This window comes from Exiguobacterium sp. Leaf187 (assembly GCF_001423925.1).
GTDB lineage: Bacteria > Bacillota > Bacilli > Exiguobacteriales > Exiguobacteriaceae > Exiguobacterium_A > Exiguobacterium_A indicum.
Genome location: NZ_LMPR01000009.1, coordinates 1,434,653 through 1,455,910, shown reverse-complemented (window position 1 = coordinate 1,455,910; position 21,258 = coordinate 1,434,653). Strand labels below are relative to the sequence as shown.

Annotated in this window: 22 protein-coding genes and 1 riboswitch; of the genes, 20 read left to right on the top strand and 2 right to left on the bottom strand. The window is 49.8% G+C overall.

Going from position 1 to position 21,258, the window contains the following annotated elements:
* Positions 1–45: 45 nt before the first annotated feature.
* Positions 46–864, top strand: coding sequence for a DUF2785 domain-containing protein (locus ASF99_RS11775; RefSeq protein ID WP_055968866.1), 819 nt, complete (start codon positions 46–48; stop codon positions 862–864).
* Positions 865–1,282: 418 nt separating this feature from the next.
* Here the strand turns inward: ASF99_RS11775 and ASF99_RS11765 are convergent, their stop codons facing one another.
* Both ASF99_RS11765 and ASF99_RS11760 read right to left on the bottom strand, forming a co-directional pair.
* Positions 1,283–1,543, bottom strand: coding sequence for a hypothetical protein (locus tag ASF99_RS11765; RefSeq protein ID WP_055968862.1), 261 nt, complete (start codon positions 1,541–1,543; stop codon positions 1,283–1,285).
* A 2-nt stretch (positions 1,544–1,545) separates the two neighbouring features.
* Positions 1,546–2,193, bottom strand: a complete 648-nt coding sequence (locus ASF99_RS11760; protein ID WP_055968860.1) for a class I SAM-dependent methyltransferase — start codon at positions 2,191–2,193, stop codon at positions 1,546–1,548.
* A gap of 183 nt (positions 2,194–2,376) precedes the next feature.
* Between ASF99_RS11760 and ASF99_RS11755 the strand changes: the two genes are divergently transcribed.
* The 19 genes from ASF99_RS11755 (at position 2,377) to sufU (ending at position 21,245) form a co-directional block, all read left to right on the top strand.
* On the top strand, positions 2,377–4,794 hold the full coding sequence (locus ASF99_RS11755) for a 3-hydroxyacyl-CoA dehydrogenase/enoyl-CoA hydratase family protein (protein ID WP_055968858.1): 2,418 nt from the start codon (positions 2,377–2,379) through the stop codon (positions 4,792–4,794).
* 17 nt (positions 4,795–4,811) lie between these two features.
* Positions 4,812–6,002, top strand: coding sequence for an acetyl-CoA C-acetyltransferase (locus ASF99_RS11750; protein ID WP_055968856.1), 1,191 nt, complete (start codon positions 4,812–4,814; stop codon positions 6,000–6,002).
* A complete protein-coding gene (locus ASF99_RS11745; protein WP_035396370.1) occupies positions 5,999–7,783 on the top strand; it encodes an acyl-CoA dehydrogenase family protein in 1,785 nt (594 codons plus the stop codon). The genes ASF99_RS11750 and ASF99_RS11745 overlap by 4 nt, the downstream gene beginning before the upstream one ends.
* A gap of 75 nt (positions 7,784–7,858) precedes the next feature.
* Positions 7,859–8,311 carry a DinB family protein gene (locus ASF99_RS11740; protein WP_055968854.1) on the top strand — a complete coding sequence of 151 codons (453 nt, stop codon included), beginning with the start codon at positions 7,859–7,861 and terminating at the stop codon, positions 8,309–8,311.
* Positions 8,312–8,345: 34 nt separating this feature from the next.
* The gene (locus tag ASF99_RS11735) at positions 8,346–8,708 is read left to right on the top strand and encodes an arsenate reductase family protein (RefSeq protein WP_023469169.1); all 363 of its coding nucleotides are present in this window, start codon (positions 8,346–8,348) and stop codon (positions 8,706–8,708) included.
* 64 nt (positions 8,709–8,772) lie between these two features.
* Positions 8,773–9,156, top strand: coding sequence for a glycine cleavage system protein GcvH (gene gcvH, locus ASF99_RS11730; protein ID WP_029342437.1), 384 nt, complete (start codon positions 8,773–8,775; stop codon positions 9,154–9,156).
* Positions 9,157–9,254: 98 nt separating this feature from the next.
* Positions 9,255–9,536, top strand: a complete 282-nt coding sequence (locus ASF99_RS11725; protein ID WP_023469167.1) for a thioredoxin family protein — start codon at positions 9,255–9,257, stop codon at positions 9,534–9,536.
* Between the two features lie 538 nt (positions 9,537–10,074).
* A complete protein-coding gene (locus tag ASF99_RS11720; protein ID WP_023469166.1) occupies positions 10,075–10,713 on the top strand; it encodes a class I SAM-dependent methyltransferase in 639 nt (212 codons plus the stop codon).
* Positions 10,714–10,716: 3 nt separating this feature from the next.
* Positions 10,717–11,181, top strand: coding sequence for an S-ribosylhomocysteine lyase (locus ASF99_RS11715; protein WP_023469165.1), 465 nt, complete (start codon positions 10,717–10,719; stop codon positions 11,179–11,181).
* Positions 11,178–12,101: a PLP-dependent cysteine synthase family protein gene (locus ASF99_RS11710; RefSeq protein WP_023469164.1), complete on the top strand. Its 924-nt coding sequence runs from the start codon at positions 11,178–11,180 to the stop codon at positions 12,099–12,101. Before ASF99_RS11715 ends, ASF99_RS11710 begins: the two co-directional genes overlap by 4 nt.
* Positions 12,094–13,260, top strand: coding sequence for a bifunctional cystathionine gamma-lyase/homocysteine desulfhydrase (locus tag ASF99_RS11705; protein WP_023469163.1), 1,167 nt, complete (start codon positions 12,094–12,096; stop codon positions 13,258–13,260). The genes ASF99_RS11710 and ASF99_RS11705 overlap by 8 nt, the downstream gene beginning before the upstream one ends.
* Before the next feature lie 57 nt (positions 13,261–13,317).
* Positions 13,318–13,422: riboswitch (SAM riboswitch) on the top strand.
* A gap of 78 nt (positions 13,423–13,500) precedes the next feature.
* Positions 13,501–14,523: a methionine ABC transporter ATP-binding protein gene (locus tag ASF99_RS11700; protein WP_023469162.1), complete on the top strand. Its 1,023-nt coding sequence runs from the start codon at positions 13,501–13,503 to the stop codon at positions 14,521–14,523.
* Positions 14,520–15,185: a methionine ABC transporter permease gene (locus ASF99_RS11695; protein WP_023469161.1), complete on the top strand. Its 666-nt coding sequence runs from the start codon at positions 14,520–14,522 to the stop codon at positions 15,183–15,185. Before ASF99_RS11700 ends, ASF99_RS11695 begins: the two co-directional genes overlap by 4 nt.
* A gap of 32 nt (positions 15,186–15,217) precedes the next feature.
* Entirely contained in the window at positions 15,218–16,051 is an 834-nt protein-coding gene (locus ASF99_RS11690; protein WP_023469160.1) for a MetQ/NlpA family ABC transporter substrate-binding protein, read from the top strand.
* A 79-nt stretch (positions 16,052–16,130) separates the two neighbouring features.
* The gene (locus ASF99_RS11685) at positions 16,131–17,381 is read left to right on the top strand and encodes an MDR family MFS transporter (protein ID WP_055968852.1); all 1,251 of its coding nucleotides are present in this window, start codon (positions 16,131–16,133) and stop codon (positions 17,379–17,381) included.
* A gap of 133 nt (positions 17,382–17,514) precedes the next feature.
* On the top strand, positions 17,515–18,300 hold the full coding sequence (gene sufC / locus ASF99_RS11680; RefSeq protein ID WP_023469158.1) for a Fe-S cluster assembly ATPase SufC: 786 nt from the start codon (positions 17,515–17,517) through the stop codon (positions 18,298–18,300).
* A gap of 18 nt (positions 18,301–18,318) precedes the next feature.
* Positions 18,319–19,596, top strand: coding sequence for a Fe-S cluster assembly protein SufD (sufD, locus tag ASF99_RS11675; RefSeq protein WP_055968851.1), 1,278 nt, complete (start codon positions 18,319–18,321; stop codon positions 19,594–19,596).
* A gap of 1 nt (position 19,597) precedes the next feature.
* Positions 19,598–20,821 carry a cysteine desulfurase gene (locus tag ASF99_RS11670; protein WP_055968849.1) on the top strand — a complete coding sequence of 408 codons (1,224 nt, stop codon included), beginning with the start codon at positions 19,598–19,600 and terminating at the stop codon, positions 20,819–20,821.
* Entirely contained in the window at positions 20,811–21,245 is a 435-nt protein-coding gene (gene sufU / locus ASF99_RS11665) for a Fe-S cluster assembly sulfur transfer protein SufU (protein ID WP_023469155.1), read from the top strand. The genes ASF99_RS11670 and sufU overlap by 11 nt, the downstream gene beginning before the upstream one ends.
* Positions 21,246–21,258: the final 13 nt, after the last annotated feature.

Genomic DNA, 21,258 nt, shown 5'->3' with positions numbered 1-21,258 from the left:
GCAACGTTGCATCGTCTTTTTTTGATTCAGAGAGGAGAGGACAGAATGGCATGCACAGAACAAGAATTAAAGGAACTGCTACAACAAGACGCGAGTGTAACGCCTGCATTACTCGATGAGTTACTTCTACATATCGGTTCGACGGATTCTGAGTTACGGGATGGATTGATCTATCCGCAGTTAGCGACCTACATCGCATCAGAGTCCTTTACGATAGAAGACACCAATCGAATTTTCGATTTCATTTTAAGCGGGCATGGATTGATGTATAGAATGGGAACAGCGGACACAACAGCTGTTCTGACGCGATCATTTTCAGCATTAGCACTCGCTGAATTGTTAGTGATGGACAAAACCCGACACTTATTGACGCAAAGTCAGTTGGGTCGGCTGTCCACTTACTTACAAACCTATTTGGAGCAAGAAAAGGATGTCCGTGGATTCATTGACGGAATGGGGTGGGCACACAGCATGGCACATATCGCAGATGTCTATGCGGTTTGGTTTACGCACCCAGCGAGTCGTCCGCAGGAGGAGCTCGGAGCGATTGATGCGATGATTCGTCAGTTGATCCGATCCGATTATCTCTATGTCGATGAAGAAGCGGACCGGATGGTGACGGCGTGGTTGCAAGCTTGTCGTCATGGACTGTCGGAAGACGTCCTATTACAACGAATCGAACGTAATATTAAGGAGTGGCTTGAGAGTGACGTGACATGGGGAGATGCGGAGTGGACGACGTATCGTAACGTCAAACAGATGCTACAGACACTCTATTTCCGACTGAAATGGGAAGAACAATCGGATCTCGTCTTAATTGAAGAGTGGTTGCGACAGGTACATCAGCGAACGCACGGAGGATAAAGCATAGTATACCGGACGTCCCTATCATCTTCGCTTTCCTCAGGCGGGAAGTAAGCCGCGGCATCTCACATTCCATGTGATTTGCCGGGTCTTCCTCTTCCCTGACGGAAGCATGGTTCATGCTTCCTTTTCCTGTAGGAGTCGAAGATGCCCGGTTCGTCCTAAATGAACTCACATCAAAAGCGATCGAATTCCGTCAATGGAATCGATCGCTTTTAGTATTGAATACGTTCAACCTCCTCACATGTCTTCACCCGACTCCTACAAGAAAAAGCGCGACGTTTTATCGCGCTGTCAGAGACAATCAAGACCCGGATTCGTCATCCGAAGGATGAGGAAGACTGGCTTGTGTCTAGCTTGAGGAAAGCGGGTGAAAGGACAGTGAGGTTAGCAACGTTGTAGTAAGACTCGATTTATATCAAGGATACAAAACATTCGCCGCAATAAAAATTCCAACAAATAATAGTGCAACTAATAAAACAGCCGTCTGTGGATGGAATCGTTTTTCTTCGAATCGACGAAATAATACCCGTTCTCCTAAGGCCTGTGTACCAACGAATACAACCATGAAGAAAATATAGAATTGCCACTTTCCGAAAATACCAAGCTCTTGTACGTAAAATAAAAAGAAGATGGAAATCACACCTAAAATTGAAGTGAAAAAACGACTATATGACATACTTATCTCTCCCTCGCAGCTGTCGTCTGAAAAGCAAACAAACACGAGAAAGCATGTGCTTGATCCAGTAACCGATGCCCAGTCATGACGGCTCCTTCTTTTTGAATGACCGCTTCATCGAGTAACGTCCAACCCCGTTCTTTTGCTAGTTGCAACAGTTCCCACGGCATCATCGTATTCCCCATCGCGACTTCCTCACCATACAGACGACGATAAGCAAGTTGCCGTGGTGCTGCTGTCGGACCGAGTAGACTGATGACGACAAGCGGGGCGACGCGTTCGATTTCTTGAAGCACTTGAACGGGACGTGTCGACCATTCGAGTGAGTTAACGGCGAGGACGACATCAAACGCATGATCAGCGAACGGCAATGCTTCCCCCGTTCCAACGATGAACGTCTGCTCGGGTGACTTCTCACGGGCGATCCGGATCATCTCGTCTGAGACATCAAGTCCGACTGTCTGAAAGTCCGGTGTCAGTAAGCGACAGGCTGCTCCATCACCGCAACCGAGATCAAGCAAGCGACCACCGGTGATTGTTTTTCGTAAGAACGGCAAAACGGTTTTCCGACTGCCGTTCGTCCACATATCGTCAGCGCGATCCGCCCAGTCAGCGGCTTTTTGATTCCATACATGCTCGGTTTGACTCATTTTCAACCACTCCTTTTTATCAGTCTAACAGGAAAATTTGTCCATTGACTGATTTTTTATTGCTACTGAATCATTATTCATTTATGATGAAGATGTAGAAGAAGCACACCAAAGTCGTTCGGCTTCTTTTTTTGTCAGTATAATGAATGGTTGTTCATTCAATTTAAAATCAGGGGGTATATCATGGCGAGTCAAATCGGTCAGCCGACCACAATCCAGTTGACGAAACACATCCAATTCGCCGTCATCATCGGTTCAGGGGTGATGGGTGCAGGCATCGCGGCACATCTTGCGAATGCTGGCATACGGACATTGATGCTTGATATCGTACCAAAAGAACTTACGGCACAAGAAGAGAAGCAGGGCTTGACGCTGAGTGATCCGCGCGTCCGTTCCCGCATCGCGCGCGATAACCGCGAAAAACTCTTGAAACAAAATCCAGCACCACTCGCGTCGAAAAAATTGATTGACTTCATCGAGGTCGGAAACTTAGAAGACGACTTAGAACGTCTGAAGGAAGCAGACTGGATCGTCGAAGTCGTCGTTGAACGACTCGACGTCAAACAGCAATTGTTTAAAACGATCGAACCGTTCATTCGGGAAGACGCGATCGTCAGCTCGAACACATCAGGCATTTCGATCGAAGCGATGCGCGAAGGGCGTTCGGAGTCGTTCAATCGTCGTTTCCTCGGGACACACTTCTTTAATCCACCACGTTATCTGAAGTTACTTGAGTTGATTCCAACGTCAGACACGGATCCGAGTGTCGTCGACTTTATGAAGCAATTCGCAGAGGAACGACTCGGGAAAGGTGTTGTCATTGCGAAGGATACACCGAACTTCATCGGCAACCGAATCGGGACATACGGTCTTCTCGTGACGATGGATGAGATGAAAAAAGGTGGCTATTCGATCGGGGAGGTCGATTCGGTCACAGGTCCACTGCTTGGTCGCCCAGGGTCAGCGACGTTCCGGACACTCGACGTCGTCGGCATCGACACGTTCGTTCACGTCGCGAACAACGTCTATGACTTGTTGCCAGAAGGCGAGGAGAAGGAGACGTTCGCGGTTCCGGCTGAAATGCGTCGCCTTGTCGAACAAGGGGCACTCGGTGCGAAGACGGGTCAAGGCTTCTATAAGAAAGTCGGAAAACAGATCCTTGAACTCGATTTAGAGACATTTGAGTACGTTGAAAAGAAAGCGCTTACCGAGCCGTCAATCGGACAAGCTAAAGCACTTCCGGGCGCAAAAAACAAGCTGAAAGCCGTCGTCTTCGCGCAAGATCGTGTCGGTGCTTTACTCTGGCCGATCCATGCGAAAACATTGCTCTACTCAGCTCAGCTGACTGGTGAGATCGCAGACGACATCAAAGCGATCGACGAAGCAATGAAATGGGGCTTCGGCTGGAAGATGGGACCGTTCGAGACATGGGACGCACTTGGTGTCGAGAAAACGGTCGCGAAGATGAAACAAGACGGTTACGCAGTACCGGCATGGGTCGATGAGATGCTCGCAGCAGGAAAAACGAGCTTCTATGATGCGTCCGGTCGTCATTATGACGTTGCAACGAAAGACTACGTTGGAGCAACGGTCAATCCGAAGGAAATCCGCCTCCGCGACGTCCGGAAGTCAAACGGTGTTTTACTAGAGAACAACGGGGCACGCCTGCTTGATATCGGCGACGATGTTGCGGTGCTCGAGTTCACATCGAAGAGCAATGCGATCGGTGTCGACATCATGCAGATGATCGAACAGTCGGTCGATCTCGTTGAGAAAAACCACCGTGGTCTCGTCATCGCGAACGATGGCAAGAACTTCTGTGTCGGTGCGAACCTAGCGATGATGCTGATGGAAGCGGAAGATGAAAACTGGTTCGAACTCGACTGGATCATCAACAAGTTCCAACAATCGATTCAAAAGATTCGTTACGCATCACGTCCGATCGTCGCTGCCCCACAAGGAATGACGCTTGGTGGCGGTACGGAGATCTCGCTTCCGGCGGCTCGTCTGCAAGCTGGTCTTGAAACGTATATGGGTCTCGTCGAAGTCGGTGTCGGTCTAATTCCGGGAGGCGGCGGAAACGTCAATACGTATCGTCGACTGTTAGAAAACACACCAGACGGACTCGTTAATATCGAGAAAGCAGCACAAAAGACGTTCGAAAACGTCGCAATGGCAAAAGTCTCAAAATCAGCCTTTGAAGCACGCGAACTCGGATATGTCCGCTCTGTTGATCAGATCTCGATGAACCGGGATCACTTGACGTATGATGCGAAACAACTCGTCCTTGAACTGGACCGGACCGGCTACACGGCACCAGCGAAAGCGAAGATTCCAGTCGTCGGTCGTGCGGGGAAAGCGACGCTTGAACTCGCAACACGCGAAATGTTCTACGGCGGTTATATCTCGGAACACGATTTGAAAATCGCAAGTAAACTCGCACACGTCATCGCCGGCGGAAACGTCGCCTTCGGTAGCCACGTCGATGAACAATATATGCTCGACATCGAACGGGAAGCATTCTTGAGCCTGATCGGTGAGATGAAGACACAACAACGGATGCAGCACATGCTCGTCAAAGGCAAGCCGCTTCGTAACTGAGGACTGGGGGGATTCGGATGAAGGAAGCAGTAATCGTCGCCGGTGCACGAACACCGGTCGGAAAAGCAAAAAAGGGCGCATTCAAATCGATGCGCTCGGATGAATTAGCAGGCATCGCCATCCAGGAAACGTTGAAACGGTCCGGTTACACGGGAGCGGTCGATGACGTCATTCTCGGATGTGCCTTGCCGGAAGCGGAACAAGGCATGAACATCGCCCGTTACGCTTCGGTCCTCGGTGGATTATCACACGAGGTACCGGCGATCACGATCAACCGGTATTGCTCAAGTGGACTACAATCGATCGCTGACGCAGCGATGAAAATCATGACGGGGCAAGCAACTGCGGTCGTCGCTGGTGGACTCGAATCAATGAGTCAAGTCCCGATGCCAGGTCACGTCGTCCGACCTAATCCGTCAATCGTCGACACGGCACCGGAATATTACATGAGCATGGGGCACACAGCGGAGCAAGTCGCTGCGACCTACAATGTCTCACGGGAAGATCAAGATGCGTTTGCGTTGAAGAGTCACCAAAAAGCGGCAGCAGCAATCGCGGCTGGTAAGTTTGCTGACGAAATCGTCCCGGTAACGGTGACGGAACAATTCGTCAATGATGAACTGAAAATCGAAGAGAAGACATTCATCGTCGAACACGATGAAGGCGTTCGTCCGGATTCGTCACCGGAAGGTCTTGCGAAACTTCGCCCAGCGTTCCGCCTTGGCGGTAGCGTCACAGCAGGGAACTCTTCGCAGACGTCAGACGGTGCGGCAGCTGTCCTCGTCATGGAACGAGAAGAAGCAGAACGCCAAGGGTTACCGATTCTCGGTAAGTTCAAATCGTTCGCGGTCGGTGGTGTTCGTCCGGAAGTGATGGGGATCGGACCAGTCGTCGCGATTCCGAAGGCACTGGACCTCGCAGGCATCACGCTTGAAGACGTCGGATTGATCGAGTTGAACGAAGCGTTCGCTTCGCAGTCACTCGGTGTCATCCGCGAGCTTGGATTAAACGAAGACATCGTCAACGTAAACGGTGGAGCGATCGCCCTCGGTCACCCACTCGGTTGTACAGGAACAAAACTCACATTGACGCTCTTGCATGAAATGAAACGCCGGAATGTCCAGTATGGTGTCGTCTCGATGTGTATCGGTGGCGGAATGGGCGCAGCAGGTGTATTCGAACTAGTTGAAGGAGGAACAGGACAATGAGCCAAACGACAAACGAATTAATCAAAGGTGGCAGTTTTGTATTAGATGAGTTAGCACCAGAACGTCTCTTCACACCAGAGGATTTCTCAGAAGAACACAAAATGGTTGGTGATATGACAGCGAAGTTCGTCGAAGATCGTGTCGTTCCTGTCCTTGACCGGATTGAAAAACACGAGTTCGAATTATCAGTCGGTCTACTCCGCGAAGCAGGCGAGCTTGGTCTACTCGGCGCAGACGTTCCGGAAGCATACGGCGGCTATCAGATGGATAAGATTTCGTCTTCGATCATCACGGAGAAGTTCGCACGCGGTCGTTCATTCGCCCTCAGCTACGGCGCACACGTCGGAATCGGTTCGTTGCCGATCGTCTTCTTCGGTAACGAAGAGCAAAAGCAGAAATACTTGCCGAAACTCGCTTCAGGAGAGTGGATTGCTTCGTACGCGTTGACAGAGCCAGGCTCTGGTTCGGATGCTCTTGGTGCTAAAACGACGGCTGTCTTGAATGAAGCCGGCACGCACTACATCTTGAACGGTGAAAAACAATGGATCACGAACGCTGGTTTCGCAAGCTTGTTCGTCGTCTACGCAAAAATCGACGGGGACAAGTTCACAGCCTTCCTCGTCGAAGGATCGTATCCAGGCGTCTCGACAGGCGTCGAGGAACAGAAGATGGGAATCAAAGGATCATCGACACGGACGTTGATCTTACAAGATGCAGAAGTACCAGTCGATAACGTCCTTGGTGAAATCGGACGCGGTCACGTCATCGCCTTCAATATCTTGAACGTCGGTCGTTATAAATTAGCTGTTGGCGCTGTTGGTTCGTCAAAACGGGCGATCGATCTCGCAGTCCAGTACTCGAACGAACGGAAACAGTTCAAAACACCAATCAGCTCATTCCCATTGATTCAAGAAAAACTCGCGACAATGGCAGCACAGACGTATGCGATGGAAAGTTCGGTCTACCGGACAGGTGGTCTGTTCCAAGACAGTCTCGATCAGTTGTCTGAAGAAGAGAGCAAGGACGGTAAGAAAATCGCCGATGCGATCGCGGAGTACGCAATCGAGTGCTCAATGAACAAAGTCTTTGCTTCGGAAACATTTGATTACGTCATCGACGAAGCGGTCCAGATCCACGGTGGTTATGGCTTCATGGCAGAATATGAAGTCGAGAACATGTACCGTGATTCACGGATCAACCGGATTTTCGAAGGAACGAACGAGATTAACCGTCTTCTCGTCCCAGGAACATTGCTGAAGAAAGCGATGAAAGGCGAGTTACCGTTGCTTGCGGAAGCACAGCGTCTGCAACAAGAAGTGATGAGCTTCATGCCGACCGAAATCGGAACAGCACCACTTGATCGCGAACGTCACTTACTCGCGATGATGAAGAAAATCTTCTTGTTGACTGCCGGAACAGCGGTCCAGAAATACCAGGACAAACTCCAAGGCGAACAAGAGATCTTAGCGAACACAGCTGACATCATGAGTGCGATCTATGCGCTTGAGTCAGCGATCGTTCGGACGGACAAAGCGATTGCCGACAAAGGGATCGAGAAGAGCGAACTGAAAGTCCGTTACACGGAAGTCTTCGCACAACAAGCGTTCGAAGCTGTCGAGCGTGACGCGAAAGAGACGCTCTACGCGGCAGCAAGCGGCGACGAGCTCCGGATGTTGCTCTCAGCGCTGAAAAAATTCAGCCGTTACCAGCCGATCAACGTCATCGGTACGAAACGCGACATCGCAAAACGCCTCATCGAGTCAAACAAATATACGGTCTAAGTCAGGTTTACCGCTTCGCCTTTGCAGGGAAAATCTCTGTAAAGGCGAAGTTTTTGGTTGGAGGAGGAAAACGAGATGCGCCAAGAATTGGTTGAACTGCAATTTGCGATTGCCTACTATCAATCCCTTGAACGTTTGTCGCCGGAAGAATGGGATCTGCCGCTTGCGCTTAATAAGTGGACCGTCCTTGAGTGCGTCAGTCATCTGTATTTATGGGACCGGTTTTATTACGATCATGCCATCTCGAAGTTACCGGATGAACCATTGACGCTCGTCGAAACGGATTTTGATCAGTTCAATCGACTGGCGGTCGAATATGCGCATCATATCGATCCGCTCGCCTTGTTGAAGAAAGCAATCAGCGTCCGGCGTGACATCGTCAATCACCTCGATCGTTTGTCTAACGGGCAATTTAAAGCGACCTATGAGGATTTTCGACCGCAAGCCTTCGTCGAGTCGTTCGTTGCTCATGACGCCCATCATCAAGATCAGATTGACGGGGCGCTCGCACGCTTGAAGCAGAAGTGATCCATCTGCTACTCTTGAAGGTGAGGTGAGAAACATGACAAAAACAGTCACGATGTACGGCTATCCGAAATGTAGTACGTGCGTCAAAGCAAAAAAAGCACTCGAACAGCACGGTGTCGAAGTGGATTACAAACATATTGTCGAGGAGACACCATCTGCAACGACGATTCAGGAACTTCATCAAAAGAGTGGAGAGCCACTGAAGAAATTCTTCAACACGAGCGGTCAATCATACCGTTCGCAAGGGATCAAGGACAAACTTCCAGAGCTATCAGAAGACGAGCAATACAAGTTACTCGCAAGTGACGGCATGTTGTTGAAGCGTCCGATCGTCACAGACGGGAAAGACGTCACGATCGGCTTCAAGGAAGAAATGTATCAAGGAAAATGGTATTAAGTTCAGAGTCGATTTTGGTATACTGAACACGTTAGTCCAAATTAGTCCACAGGGGGAATCGGAAATGAGTCAAGTAAAAGACAACTTACGCTATTCGGAAGAACATGAATGGGTCGAAGTATCAGGAAACAAGGCGCGCATCGGAATCACGGATTTCGCGCAACACGAACTCGGGGATATCGTCTTCGTCGAATTGCCTGAAGTCGGAGATACGATCTCAGCAAACGAGCCATTCGGTTCAGTCGAGTCGGTCAAGACAGTCTCGGAATTATATGCACCGATCTCTGGTAAAGTCGTTGCCATCAACGAAAATCTTTCAGATTCCCCAGAACTCGTCAACGAGTCACCATTCGAAGGCGCTTGGATGGTCGACATCGAAATCGAAGATGCATCGCAAGTCGAAGCATTGATGGATGCTGCAGCATACAAATCGATGATCAACGAGTAATACTTAACGAAAAGAGAGTGAACGAGGCGCTTGCGTTTCGTCCGCTCTCTTTTTTTTGTATACTGACGACAGATACCACGAAGAAAGGAGCGACCGTCATGCAAGAGGTCACGACCGTCCCGGAAAACGGGCTATTGTATGTCTATGCACCGATGTGCGGGACATGCGCCATCGCGGAACGTATGCTCGATATCGTCGAAGCGACGGAATCAGGTCAATCGATTCAGAAGGCGAACGGGAATTTCATTCCGGATTTCTTAGAAGAAGCCCGTGTCATGAGTGTTCCTGCGTTGTTGCGAATTGAAGAAAATCAAGTCGTAGAGCGACTTTATGCTTTCCAGTCCGTTCAAAACGTCTTTGCTTTCTGTCAAGAACGGTAAGAGAAGTCCGATTGGATTTTTCTTTTTGTTAAATTGTCGGAATATTTACAATAATCCGTTGACAACGCAGAAATATGAATGGTATATTCATAACAACTTCTAGAAATGCATTATAGGAAGTCTAGCAGAGATGATCGTTCAATACGATTCAAGTCCTGAACCCTTTCTCCCATCCTAAGCCGGTGTATTGTTTCCCCTTAAGTCGTCCCCCAAAGACGAAGCGGTGCAATGAACGGGTGGTGGATCGAAAGGACCGATCAGGAAGTGAACGTAAGCTGGCGATCATGTCGAACAGGCGCCGTCCTCCACGCGGAAGAGCGAACAATTCCGAATGGAGCTGGGTTTTCCTTCGTAGCATTTCTAACCACATTATTCGTGTTGTCGGTTCGCCGGCAACGCCTTTTTTTGTTTTCTGGAAGTTTTTTGAGCCGGTCGCTTGCCAGGATAGAATCTCCTTGCTACAATGCGAATAAGGAAAATTACTTTAATTCATATCCGATTACTCGGAATTAACTGGTGAGATGGAGGACGACAAGGCATGACAGTACGTTTTATGGATGTTTTCACAGAATGGGCATCGACGTATGACGAGACAGTAACCGGACACGATCCGGAGTATAAAGAGGTTTTTCGTCGATACGATGAGATTTTGGATACAGTAGCGGATAAAGCGCAGTCGCCGGTCATTGAATTCGGAGCAGGCACAGGGAACCTGACACAACGTCTTCTGGCACGTCACGACGCCGTACTCGCCGTCGAACCAAGTCCGGAGATGCGGGCAATCCTGACGGAAAAGATTCCGTCACTTGATGTACAAGACGGTCACTTCCTCTCGTTCGAAGCGAAGGAAGCACGCAGTTTTGTTTCGACGTATGCGTTTCATCATCTAACAGATGAGGAAAAGGGAGAAGCGATCGAACTGATGGCATCACATTTACCGGCAGACGGAAAAATCGTCTACGCGGATACGATGTTCGTCTCAGAAGAGGCACGCCTGCAAACGATTCGTGAAGCACGTGCTCAAGGGTTCGACGCGTTAGCGGAAGATCTCGAACGCGAGTTCTACCCGTTGATTCCAGTCATGGAAGAATTGTTTACAGCACGAGGATTCACTGTTAAATTTATACAATACAATCACTTCGTCTGGCTCGTAGAAGCCGAGAAAATGGGGGAATAAATCATGGCACTTCAAAAAATGAACGTCGAAAGCTTTAACCTGGATCATACGAAAGTCAAAGCACCTTATATCCGCGTCGCGGGTTATAAAGAAGGTAAAGTCGACCAAGTCGTCAAATACGATATCCGTTTCACGCAACCAAACGTTGAGCAAATGCCGATGCGTGCGATGCACACACTCGAGCACTTACTTGCTGAAAACATCCGTAACTACTCGGATGATGTCATCGATGTCTCGCCGATGGGATGCCAAACAGGTTTCTACATGGCGATGATGAACTTCGACTCGGTCGAAAAAATGAGCGAACTCGTTGAGAAGACGTTGAAAGACGTCCTCGCAGCAGAAGAGATTCCAGCGCAAAACGAAGTCCAATGTGGATTTGCGAGCGCACATGACCTCAAAGGAGCGAAGCACTATGCCGAGAAAATGCTTGCCGGTCGTGATGAATGGGACATCGTCTTCGGATGATCGCGAACAACGTCCGCGACCTCGTCGGAAACACACCACTCTACGAGATCACTTCATTCGATTTGCCTGCTGGTACGCGCATTTTGGCGAAGCTCGAATGGATGAACCCTGGGGGCAGCGTCAAAGACCGCCTTGGCATTCAACTCGTTGATGCAGCAATCGAAAACGGACATGTGACACCAGGCGGTACGATCATCGAGCCGACAGCCGGGAATACCGGCATCGGCTTGGCGCTCGCTGCTAAAAAATACGATCTCCAAGTCATCTGTGTCGTTCCGGAAAAATTCAGTCAGGAAAAGCAGACGTTGATGCGGGCACTCGGCGCAACCGTCGTCAACACACCGACTGAACTCGATATGCAAGGGGCCATCGACCGGGCAAAAGAACTCGGTCAAGAAATTCCGAATAGTTACGTTCCGTTACAATTCGAAAACGAAGAGAACCCAGTCACGTATCAGCGGACACTCGGTCCTGAGCTGATTGCGGACTTGCCGCACATCGACTGGTTCGTTGCCGGTTGTGGTTCAGGTGGTACGTTCGCCGGAACAGCGGACTTCTTAAAACAACGTCTCGGTACAAAAGCAGCAATCGTTGAACCGGAAGGCTCCGTCTTAAATGGTGGTCCAGCCGGTCCGCATAAGACAGAAGGTATCGGTACAGCGAAATGGCCAAGCCTCGTTCCGCGTGAACTCGTTGATGAGATTCATACGATTTCTGACCGCGATGCATTTGACGCGGTTCATACACTCGCTGCTCGCGAAGGACTACTCGTTGGTAGTTCAGCAGGTGCAGCGCTCGTTGCTGCGCTTGATATCGCAAAGCGTCACCCCGGCAGTACGATCGTCACCGTCTTCGCAGACAGTGCCGAACGCTATTTAAGCCAACAAATCTTTGAAAAGGTGGACGAAACTCATGCGTAAGAAGACAGCATTGATTCATGGAGGAACAGGTGTCGATCGGGCAACAGGAGCCGTCACACCTCCAATCTATCAAACAAGCACATACAAGCAGGATAAAATCGGTCAACTTAAGGACGGATACGAATACTCACGGACAGCGAACCCGACACGGACGAGCATCGAACGATTGATTGCGGATCTCGAGGGCGGCGCACGTGGTTTTGCGTTCGGTTCTGGGATGGCAGCGATCCATGCCGTCTTCCACTTGCTTGAGTCTGGCGACCACATCGTCATGACGGATGACGTCTACGGTGGTACGTTCCGCTTGATGCAACGCGTCTTACCGAAGTTCAACATCCAAGTGACATTCGTCGATACGACGGATCTTGCGGCAACGGAAGCAGCGATCCAAGACAACACGAAGATAGTCTACGTCGAAACACCGACGAACCCGTTGTTGAAAGTTACGGACATTGAAGCAATCGCAACAATCGCCAAACGTCACGATCTTAAACTCGTCGTCGACAACACGTTCGCGACACCATACCATCAACAACCACTCGCACTTGGTGCAGACATCGTCTTGCACAGTGCGACGAAATACATCGGCGGACATTCGGACGTCGTCGCTGGACTTGTCGTCGTCAAAGATGATGCGCTCGGCGAAGAGCTGCACTTCATTCAAAACTCGACAGGCGGCGTGCTTGGACCGCAAGACAGCTTCTTGCTCGTCCGTGGTCTTCGTACACTCGGTATCCGGATGGATGCGATCGAAGAGACAGCACATGATCTCGTTGCGTTCCTACAAGCGCAAGACATCGTCTCGAACATCTTCTACCCAGGACTTGCATCGCATCCTGGTCACGACATCCAAGCGAAACAAGCGACTGGATTTGGTGGGATGATCAGCTTTGATGTCGGTTCAGCAGCGAACGCAGAAAAACTCGTCGAGGCGACACACTTCTTCACACTCGCTGAGAGTCTTGGTGCCGTCGAGAGTCTGATTTCGGTGCCTGCACGGATGACGCACGCGTCGATCCCAGCAGAACGTCGGGCAGAACTCGGCATCACGGACGGTCTCGTTCGGATTTCAGTTGGACTTGAGGATGCGGAAGATTTGAAAGAAGACTTAACACGTGCTTTCACGTTCCTCGAAAAAGTTTCTGAAAAAACTGTTTGACAACAAAAATAACCCCTGCTAATATTCAGAATATATTCTACAAACTTAATACCGAAACTCTTATCGAGAGTGGTGGAGGGACTGGCCCGATGAAACCCGGCAACCGCGGATCTAATCCGAAGTGGTGCTAATTCCAGCAGACAAAAGTCTGGGAGATGAGAGCAAATGGTTTTGTGTACTGAAAAGTGCGCGCGTTTGCTCTAAAACGCGCGCACTTTTTTTATTTTAGGAGGGACAGTTGTGATTCGTTTACAAGACGTAGGAAAGATTTATCGCTCAAAGCGCGGAGCGGTCGAAGCCGTCGCGAATGTCGATCTGACAATCGAGCGCGGTGAAATTTTTGGAATAATCGGTTATTCCGGAGCAGGGAAATCGACCCTGATCCGATTACTGAATATGCTCGAAGCACCAACGAGTGGTTCGATCCAAATCGATGGTGTTGAAATGACATCACTAAAACCTAAGGAATTACGAGGCGTCCGCAAGAATGTCTCGATGGTCTTCCAACACTTCAACTTACTATGGTCACGGACGGTTGAAGAGAACATCATGTTCCCACTCGAGCTCGGTGGCTTCCCGAAAGCACACCGCAAGGAACGGGTCGCGGAACTGATCCAACTCGTTGGTTTGGACGGACGCGAAAAAGCCTATCCGTCACAATTATCCGGTGGTCAAAAACAACGTGTCGGTATCGCTCGGGCACTGGCATCGAACCCGGACGTTCTCTTATGTGACGAGGCAACAAGTGCACTCGATCCGAAGACGACGGACTCAATCCTTGAGTTACTCGTCGACATCAATGAAAAACTGAAACTGACGATCGTCTTGATCACACACGAGATGCACGTCATTCAAAAAATCTGTCACCGGGTCGCCGTCATGGAAGCCGGTAAAATCGTCGAGCAAGGACCGGTCGCAGAAGTCTTCCGTCATCCGAAGCAAGCGATGACGAAGGAATTCGTCAAACAATTGACGTCGCCGTCGGAGAACGAGTTAACGTTCGCGAAACTACGCGAACGGTACCCAACCGGAAAAATCGTTCAGTTGACGTTCGTCGGATCGACAGCAGAAAGCCCGATCCTCGCGGAAGTCATGAAGGATTCGCCGGTCCTGTTCAATATCATCGGTGGAAACGTCGGTCAATCACAGGAAGGGGCACTCGGTACACTGTTCATTCAGTTGATCGGGGAAACAGAAGCAACACAAGCGGTCATCACGAAGCTTCAAGCCAGTGATGTTGAAGTGGAGGTGGATCACCGATGATTTCATTCTTTGACAATCTAGATTGGGACATGGTGTGGGAAGCGACAGGCAGTACCGTCTATATGACGGCAATCGCTGGTGTTTCGACATTCGTCCTCGGTTTGATCATTGGTTTACTATTGTATGCGACAAACGAAGAGTTATTGTTCAAGAATCGGGCGTTCTATTCAGTGTTGAGCTTGGTCGTCAACGTCTTCCGTTCGATTCCGTTCATCATCTTACTGATCTTATTGATTCCATTTACGACAGCAATCGTCGGTTCGTTCCTCGGACCAACGGCAGCATTACCGGCACTGATTTTCGGTGCTGCACCATTTTACGGTCGGATGGTTGAACTCGCGTTACGCGAAGTCGATAAAGGTGTCATCGAGGCAGCTGAATCGATGGGCGCGACGAAGTTCCAGATCATCTATAAAGTCTTAATCCCGGAAGCGTTGCCTGCCATCGTTTCTGGTATCACGGTCACACTCGTCTCACTTGTCGGTTATACGGCAATGGCCGGAGTAGTCGGCGGAGGTGGACTTGGGGACATGGCCTTCATCGAAGGATTCCAGCGTTCTCAAAACGATGTCATCGTCATTGCGACACTCTTAATCTTAGCGATCGTCTTCGTCATCCAAATCATTGGTGACTTGCTGATCCGCGCGATCGATAAACGTTAATTCGAAACTTAATCATATTGGAGGAATCATTCATGAAAACTTGGAAAAAATTCGTAGGTACTGCTGCTGTATCCGTCTTAGCTATTAGCCTTGCTGCATGTGGCGAAAAATCATCAGGATCAGGTAGCGACGACAAAACACTCGTCGTTGGTGCTTCGAACGTACCGCACGCTGAGATTCTTGAGCACGTCAAAAAAGAATACGAAGCAAAAGGTTACAAGCTTGAAATCAAGAAGTTCCAAGATTACGTACTTCCGAACAAAGCGCTCGCTTCAAAAGAAATCGATGCGAACTACTTCCAGCACGTACCGTATCTTGAGCAACAAGAGAAAGAAAACAAATCATATAAGTTCGCGAACGCAGGTGGCGTCCACGTTGAACCACTCGGTATTTACTCGAAGAAATACAAGTCACTCGATAAGTTACCAAACGGTGCAACGATCTTAACGAGCTCAAACGTCGCGGAACGCGGTCGTGTCTTGACGTTCCTTCAAAATGAAGGATTGATCAAGCTTAAAGACGGTAAAACGACAGATGCACAACTCGGTGATATCGCGGAGAACCCGAAGAAACTCAAGTTCAAGACGAACATCGAAGCATCACTTCTTCCGCAAGCTTACAAAAACAATGAAGGCGACGCCGTCCTCATCAACACGAACTATGCGATCGATAACGGTCTGAACCCATTGAAAGACGCGATCGCTTCAGAAGATGAGTCTTCACCATACGTCAACATCATCGTTACACGTGATGGCGATGAAAAAGACAAGCGTGTCACAGCACTTCTTGACGTTCTGCACGAAAAGAAAAACCAAGATTGGATCCTCGACAAGTACAAAGGTGCGGTCGTTCCAGTCAGCAAATAAGTTCACCGAAGCCGGCATCCTTCCTATATAATGGAAGGATGCTTTTCATTTGTCTGAAACAGGGGTTAGGGGGAATCATATGCAACGCATAAGTCAACTGCATCCGTTGACACTCGGGGTCTTGTTCGGGACGTTTTTCTCACGTCTCGGAACGTTCATCACGATGCCGTTCTTCGCCATCTACATGACGACCGTCCTGAAATTTGATCCTGTCGATGTTGGCTGGGTACTCAGTATCTCGGCGATCGCCAGTCTCGTCATGAGTTTCATCGGCGGCACCTTGTCGGACCGGTATGGTCGCCGGGCGATGATGCTTGCCGGAACGATCGGATTCGCGATCGTCTTCATTGCGCTGGCACAAGTCGAGACATTCTGGGCATTCTTTACGCTCAGTGCTTTGAACGGGGTCTGTCGTTCGATTTTTGAACCATCCGCCCGTGCCTTGATCAGTGATACGACGGACGAAGCGAACCGATTGTTCGTCTTCAATATCCGTTACGCGATGATCAACATCGCAGCAGCGATCGGACCGGGAATTGCTTTACTGCTGAGTGCGGGGAACACGTCCGCGACGTTTTACATCACAGCGTTCGTCTATATCGTGTACGGGGGGATGATCGGTATCTTATTCAAACGCCATCCGATCACCGAGACGCATGGTGGGAAAAAGGTATCGTTCGGAGCAACGGTTCGTCTGTTGCGGACGGATATCGCTTTTACGCTGGCACTCGCTGGCATCATCTTCGGGGTTTTCGGCTACAGTCAGTTCAACTCGACATTGCCACAGTTCTTGACGGAAACGTCACTGCTTGAAGGCGGGAAGACACTCTATGCGATTTTGATCACGATCAATGCGATCACCGTCTTGATCGTTCAATATCCGATCATGAAGTTTGGTATGAAGACGTCACCACTCGTCTCGATCACGACCGGGATTGCGACTGTTGCGATCGGATTGTTCATCATGGGAAATGCGAACGCGATCTGGTTGATGATCGTCGCGATGTTCATCTTCACGTGCGGGGAAGTCATGATGTTCACGATGACCGACATCTTGACCGATCGGTTCGCCAAACCAGAATTACGGGGCAGTTATTTCGGGGCGATGGGCTTGACGTCGATCGGACAATCAATCGGTCCGATCGCCGGAGGACATTTGTTAAGTTTATATGGAGCGGACCGTCCGTTACCGATTTTCGGGATATTAGCGGGCTTGACATTATTCGGAATACCACTGCTCTTACTGTCACAACGGATTCATCGGGCTTCGACGATCGATGAACTGGAGGAACCGGTGAAACTTTCGAATGATTCTCAACAAAACGCATGATTTTGAGAAAAATCAGCGAGCGATGACGCTTGAATAATACGCGATGTTTCTTTAAGATTAGAATGATACTAAATTAGTAACGCTCGTGTTCTGAATCGTCAGTCACGAAATGAATAGATGGAGGGATTCTAACATGAAGGCTTCACACTTGAAGATTGAAGATCTACACGTCGCGATCGACGGCAAGGAAATCTTGAAAGGCGTCAACTTGGAAATCAAAGGCGGGGAAATCCACGCGGTCATGGGACCAAACGGGACAGGTAAATCAACACTCGCATCAGCATTGATGGGTCACCCATCGTACGAAGTGACATCTGGTTCAGTCACACTCGACGGCGAAGACGTCCTCGACATGGAAGTCGATGAGCGCGCACAAGCGGGTATGTTCCTCGCAATGCAGTACCCAAGCGAAATCAGTGGTGTCACGAACTCAGACTTCCTTCGTTCAGCGATCAACTCGCGTCGTGAAGAAGGCGATGAAATCTCACTCATGAAGTTCATCCGTGAGCTTGATTCACAAATGGGTCTTCTCGAGATGCCTTCAGAAATGGCACACCGTTACCTCAACGAAGGTTTCTCAGGTGGAGAAAAGAAACGTAACGAAATTCTTCAGATGATGATGCTTAAACCAGCGATCGCGATTCTTGATGAAATCGATTCAGGTCTTGATATCGATGCATTGAAAGTCGTCGCAAAAGGTGTCAACGAAATGCGTTCACCTGAATTCGGCTGCTTGATCATCACGCACTACCAACGTCTCTTGAACTATATCGAGCCAGACTTCATCCACATCATGATGGGCGGAAAAATCGTCATGTCTGGTGGTAAAGAACTCGCACACCGTCTCGAAGCAGAAGGTTATGACTGGGTTAAAAAAGAACTCGGCATCGAAGACGTCGAAATCGAAACAAAAGCGTAAGACGAGGGAGGAAGCATGATGACTGTAGAACTGAATCTTGCAGTAAATCGCGAGGCAGTGGCAGAACGTGCGACTCGCTTAGGGGAACCATCTTGGATGGTCGCAAAGCGTCAAGACGCGCTTGATCTTGCCCCAACGCTCGCATTGCCAAAAGTAGAAAAAATCAAGATCGAAGGCTGGAACTTCACAGAAGGTACGACGGAACTCGAAACCGTCACTGGTCTTTCTTCAGATATCGAAGCATTGATCGGCGAAAACCGTGATCACATGCTCGTCACGCGTAACGGACAACTCGTCCACGCGCAAAACAGTGAAGCGGCGAACGGCGTCATCTTCACGACGCTCGAAGACGCATTAAAACAACACCCAGAACTCGTCGAGAAGTACTACATGACGGAAGGTGTTCAAGTTAACGAAGATCGTCTTGCGGCATTAAACGCAGCACTTCGTAACGGTGGTACGTTCCTTTATGTACCAAAAGGCGTTAAGCTTTCTGTACCGATGCAAGCGATCTACACGCTTGAGCAATCAGGCGCAGCGCTTTACCATCACGCGATCATCGTCGCAGACGCTGACAGCGAATTGACGTATATCGAGAACTTCGTCTCTTACGGTGACGAAGCGCATAACGTCAACGTCGTCACAGAAGTCTTCGTTGAAGATAACGCAAAAGTCCTCTTCGGTGGTGTCGATACGCTATCAAAAGGTGCCATCACGTATATGAACCGTCGTGGTGTCGTCAAACAGGGCGCGAAGCTCGAATGGGCACTCGGTCACATGAATGACGGTCACACGGTTACAGAAACAAAAACACACCTCGTCGGAAACGATTCGTTCTCAGATACGAAAGCTGTTACGGTCGGTCGTGGAGAGCAAAAACAAAACTTCAACGTCCGGACGGACCACTTCGGTAAAGGATCAGAAGGTTTCATCTTGATCCACGGTGTCCAAAAAGATTCAGCAACATCAATCTTCAACGGAACGTCGATGATCCATCACGGCGCTTCGAAATCAAACGGCGTTCAAACGGAACGTGTCCTCATGTTGTCTGAAAAGGCACGTGGTGATGCGAACCCAATCCTCTTGATCGATGAGGATGACGTCATGGCAGGACACGCGGCATCTGTCGGTCGTGTCGATGAACTACAACTCTACTACTTGATGAGCCGTGGCCTTTCACGGAAGGAAGCAGAACGCCTCGTCGTTCACGGATTCCTCCAGCCAGTCGTCTCGGAACTTGCGATTGACTCGGTGAAAGAACGTCTCGTTCAAGTCATCGAAGGGAAAGTAAACTAATATGGGAATCGATGCATCCATCCGCAATCAGTTTCCGATCCTCGACCAACAGGTCAACGACCGGAAACTCGTCTATCTCGATAGTGCGGCCTCTTCGCAGAAGCCGCTCGTCGTCATCAACGCGATTGACGACTACTATAAGACGATTCATTCGAATGTGCACCGTGGCGTCCATACGCTCGGAACACGAGCGACGGATGCGTACGAAGGTGCGCGTGAGAACGTTCGTCGTTTCATCCAGGCGCAACACCATGAAGAAATTATCTTTACCCGCGGCACGACGACGGCGATCAACATCGTCGCGTCAAGCTACGGTATGGAGCATGTCGAAGAAGGCGACGAGATCGTCGTCACATACCTCGAACACCATGCGAATCTCATTCCGTGGCAACAAGTCGCTAAACGCAAAAAAGCGAAGTTGAAATACGTCGATTTGACAGCGGATGGTCGCGTGACGGTCGAAGCGGTCGAAGCACAACTGTCCGACCGGACGAAGATCGTCGCGATGGCACATGTCTCGAACGTTCTCGGTACGATCAATCCGATCAAAGAAGTCGCGCGTCTTGCTCACGCTCGAGGTGCCGTCATGGTCGTTGATGCCGCGCAAAGTGCACCGCATCAACGGATTAATGTCACGGATCTCGACTGTGACTTCCTCGCTTTCTCCGCACACAAGATGTGTGGTCCGACAGGCGTTGGTGTTCTTTACGGGAAAAAGGCATTACTCAATGCGATGGAACCCGTTGAGTTCGGTGGTGAGATGATTGATTACGTTGGTCTTGAAGAGTCGACGTTCAAACCGTCTCCATATCGTTTCGAAGCGGGTACACCGATTATCGCAGGTGCCGTTGGTTTATCGGCAGCGATTAATTTCTTAGAAGAGATTGGTTTAGAGAACGTCGAAGCACACGAACGTGAACTCGCGCAGTACGCGATGGCACAAATGCGTGACATCGACGGACTAACGATCTACGGTCCGGAAGAACGCGTTGGACTCGTCACGTTCAATCTCGGTGATGTCCATGCACATGACGTCGCAACCGTCCTTGATATGCAGGGAATCGCGGTTCGCGCCGGTCATCACTGTGCACAGCCCTTGATGCGTTGGCTCGGAGCGAGCTCGACGGCTCGCGCTAGCTTCTATCTCTACAACACGAAAGAAGAGGTTGACGCACTCGTGACAGGACTTCGCCAAACGAAGGAGTATTTCAGTCATGGATTTTAACAATCTCGATCACTTGTATCGTCAAGTGATCATGGATCACTATAAAACTCCCCGAAATCGCGGTGCGATCGAGGGGGGCGTCACGATCGACATGAACAATCCGACGTGCGGCGATACGATTCGTCTCCAGCTCGCGATTGAAGACGATGTCGTCCGTGATGCGAAATTTGACGGGGAGGGCTGCTCGATCAGCATGGCGTCTGCTTCAATGATGACGCAACTCGTCAAAGGTAAGACTATCGAAGAAGCCTTACGACTCGCGGATATCTTTTCGGACATGGTCCAAGGAAAAGACTATGACGACGAATCGTTCGACCTCGGGGACGTCGAGGCACTCTCGGGTGTCACGAAATTCCCGGCACGGATCAAATGTGCGACACTTGCCTGGAAGGCGCTCGAACGCGGCGTAGAAGAAGGGAAGTAAACTTCGGTCACAA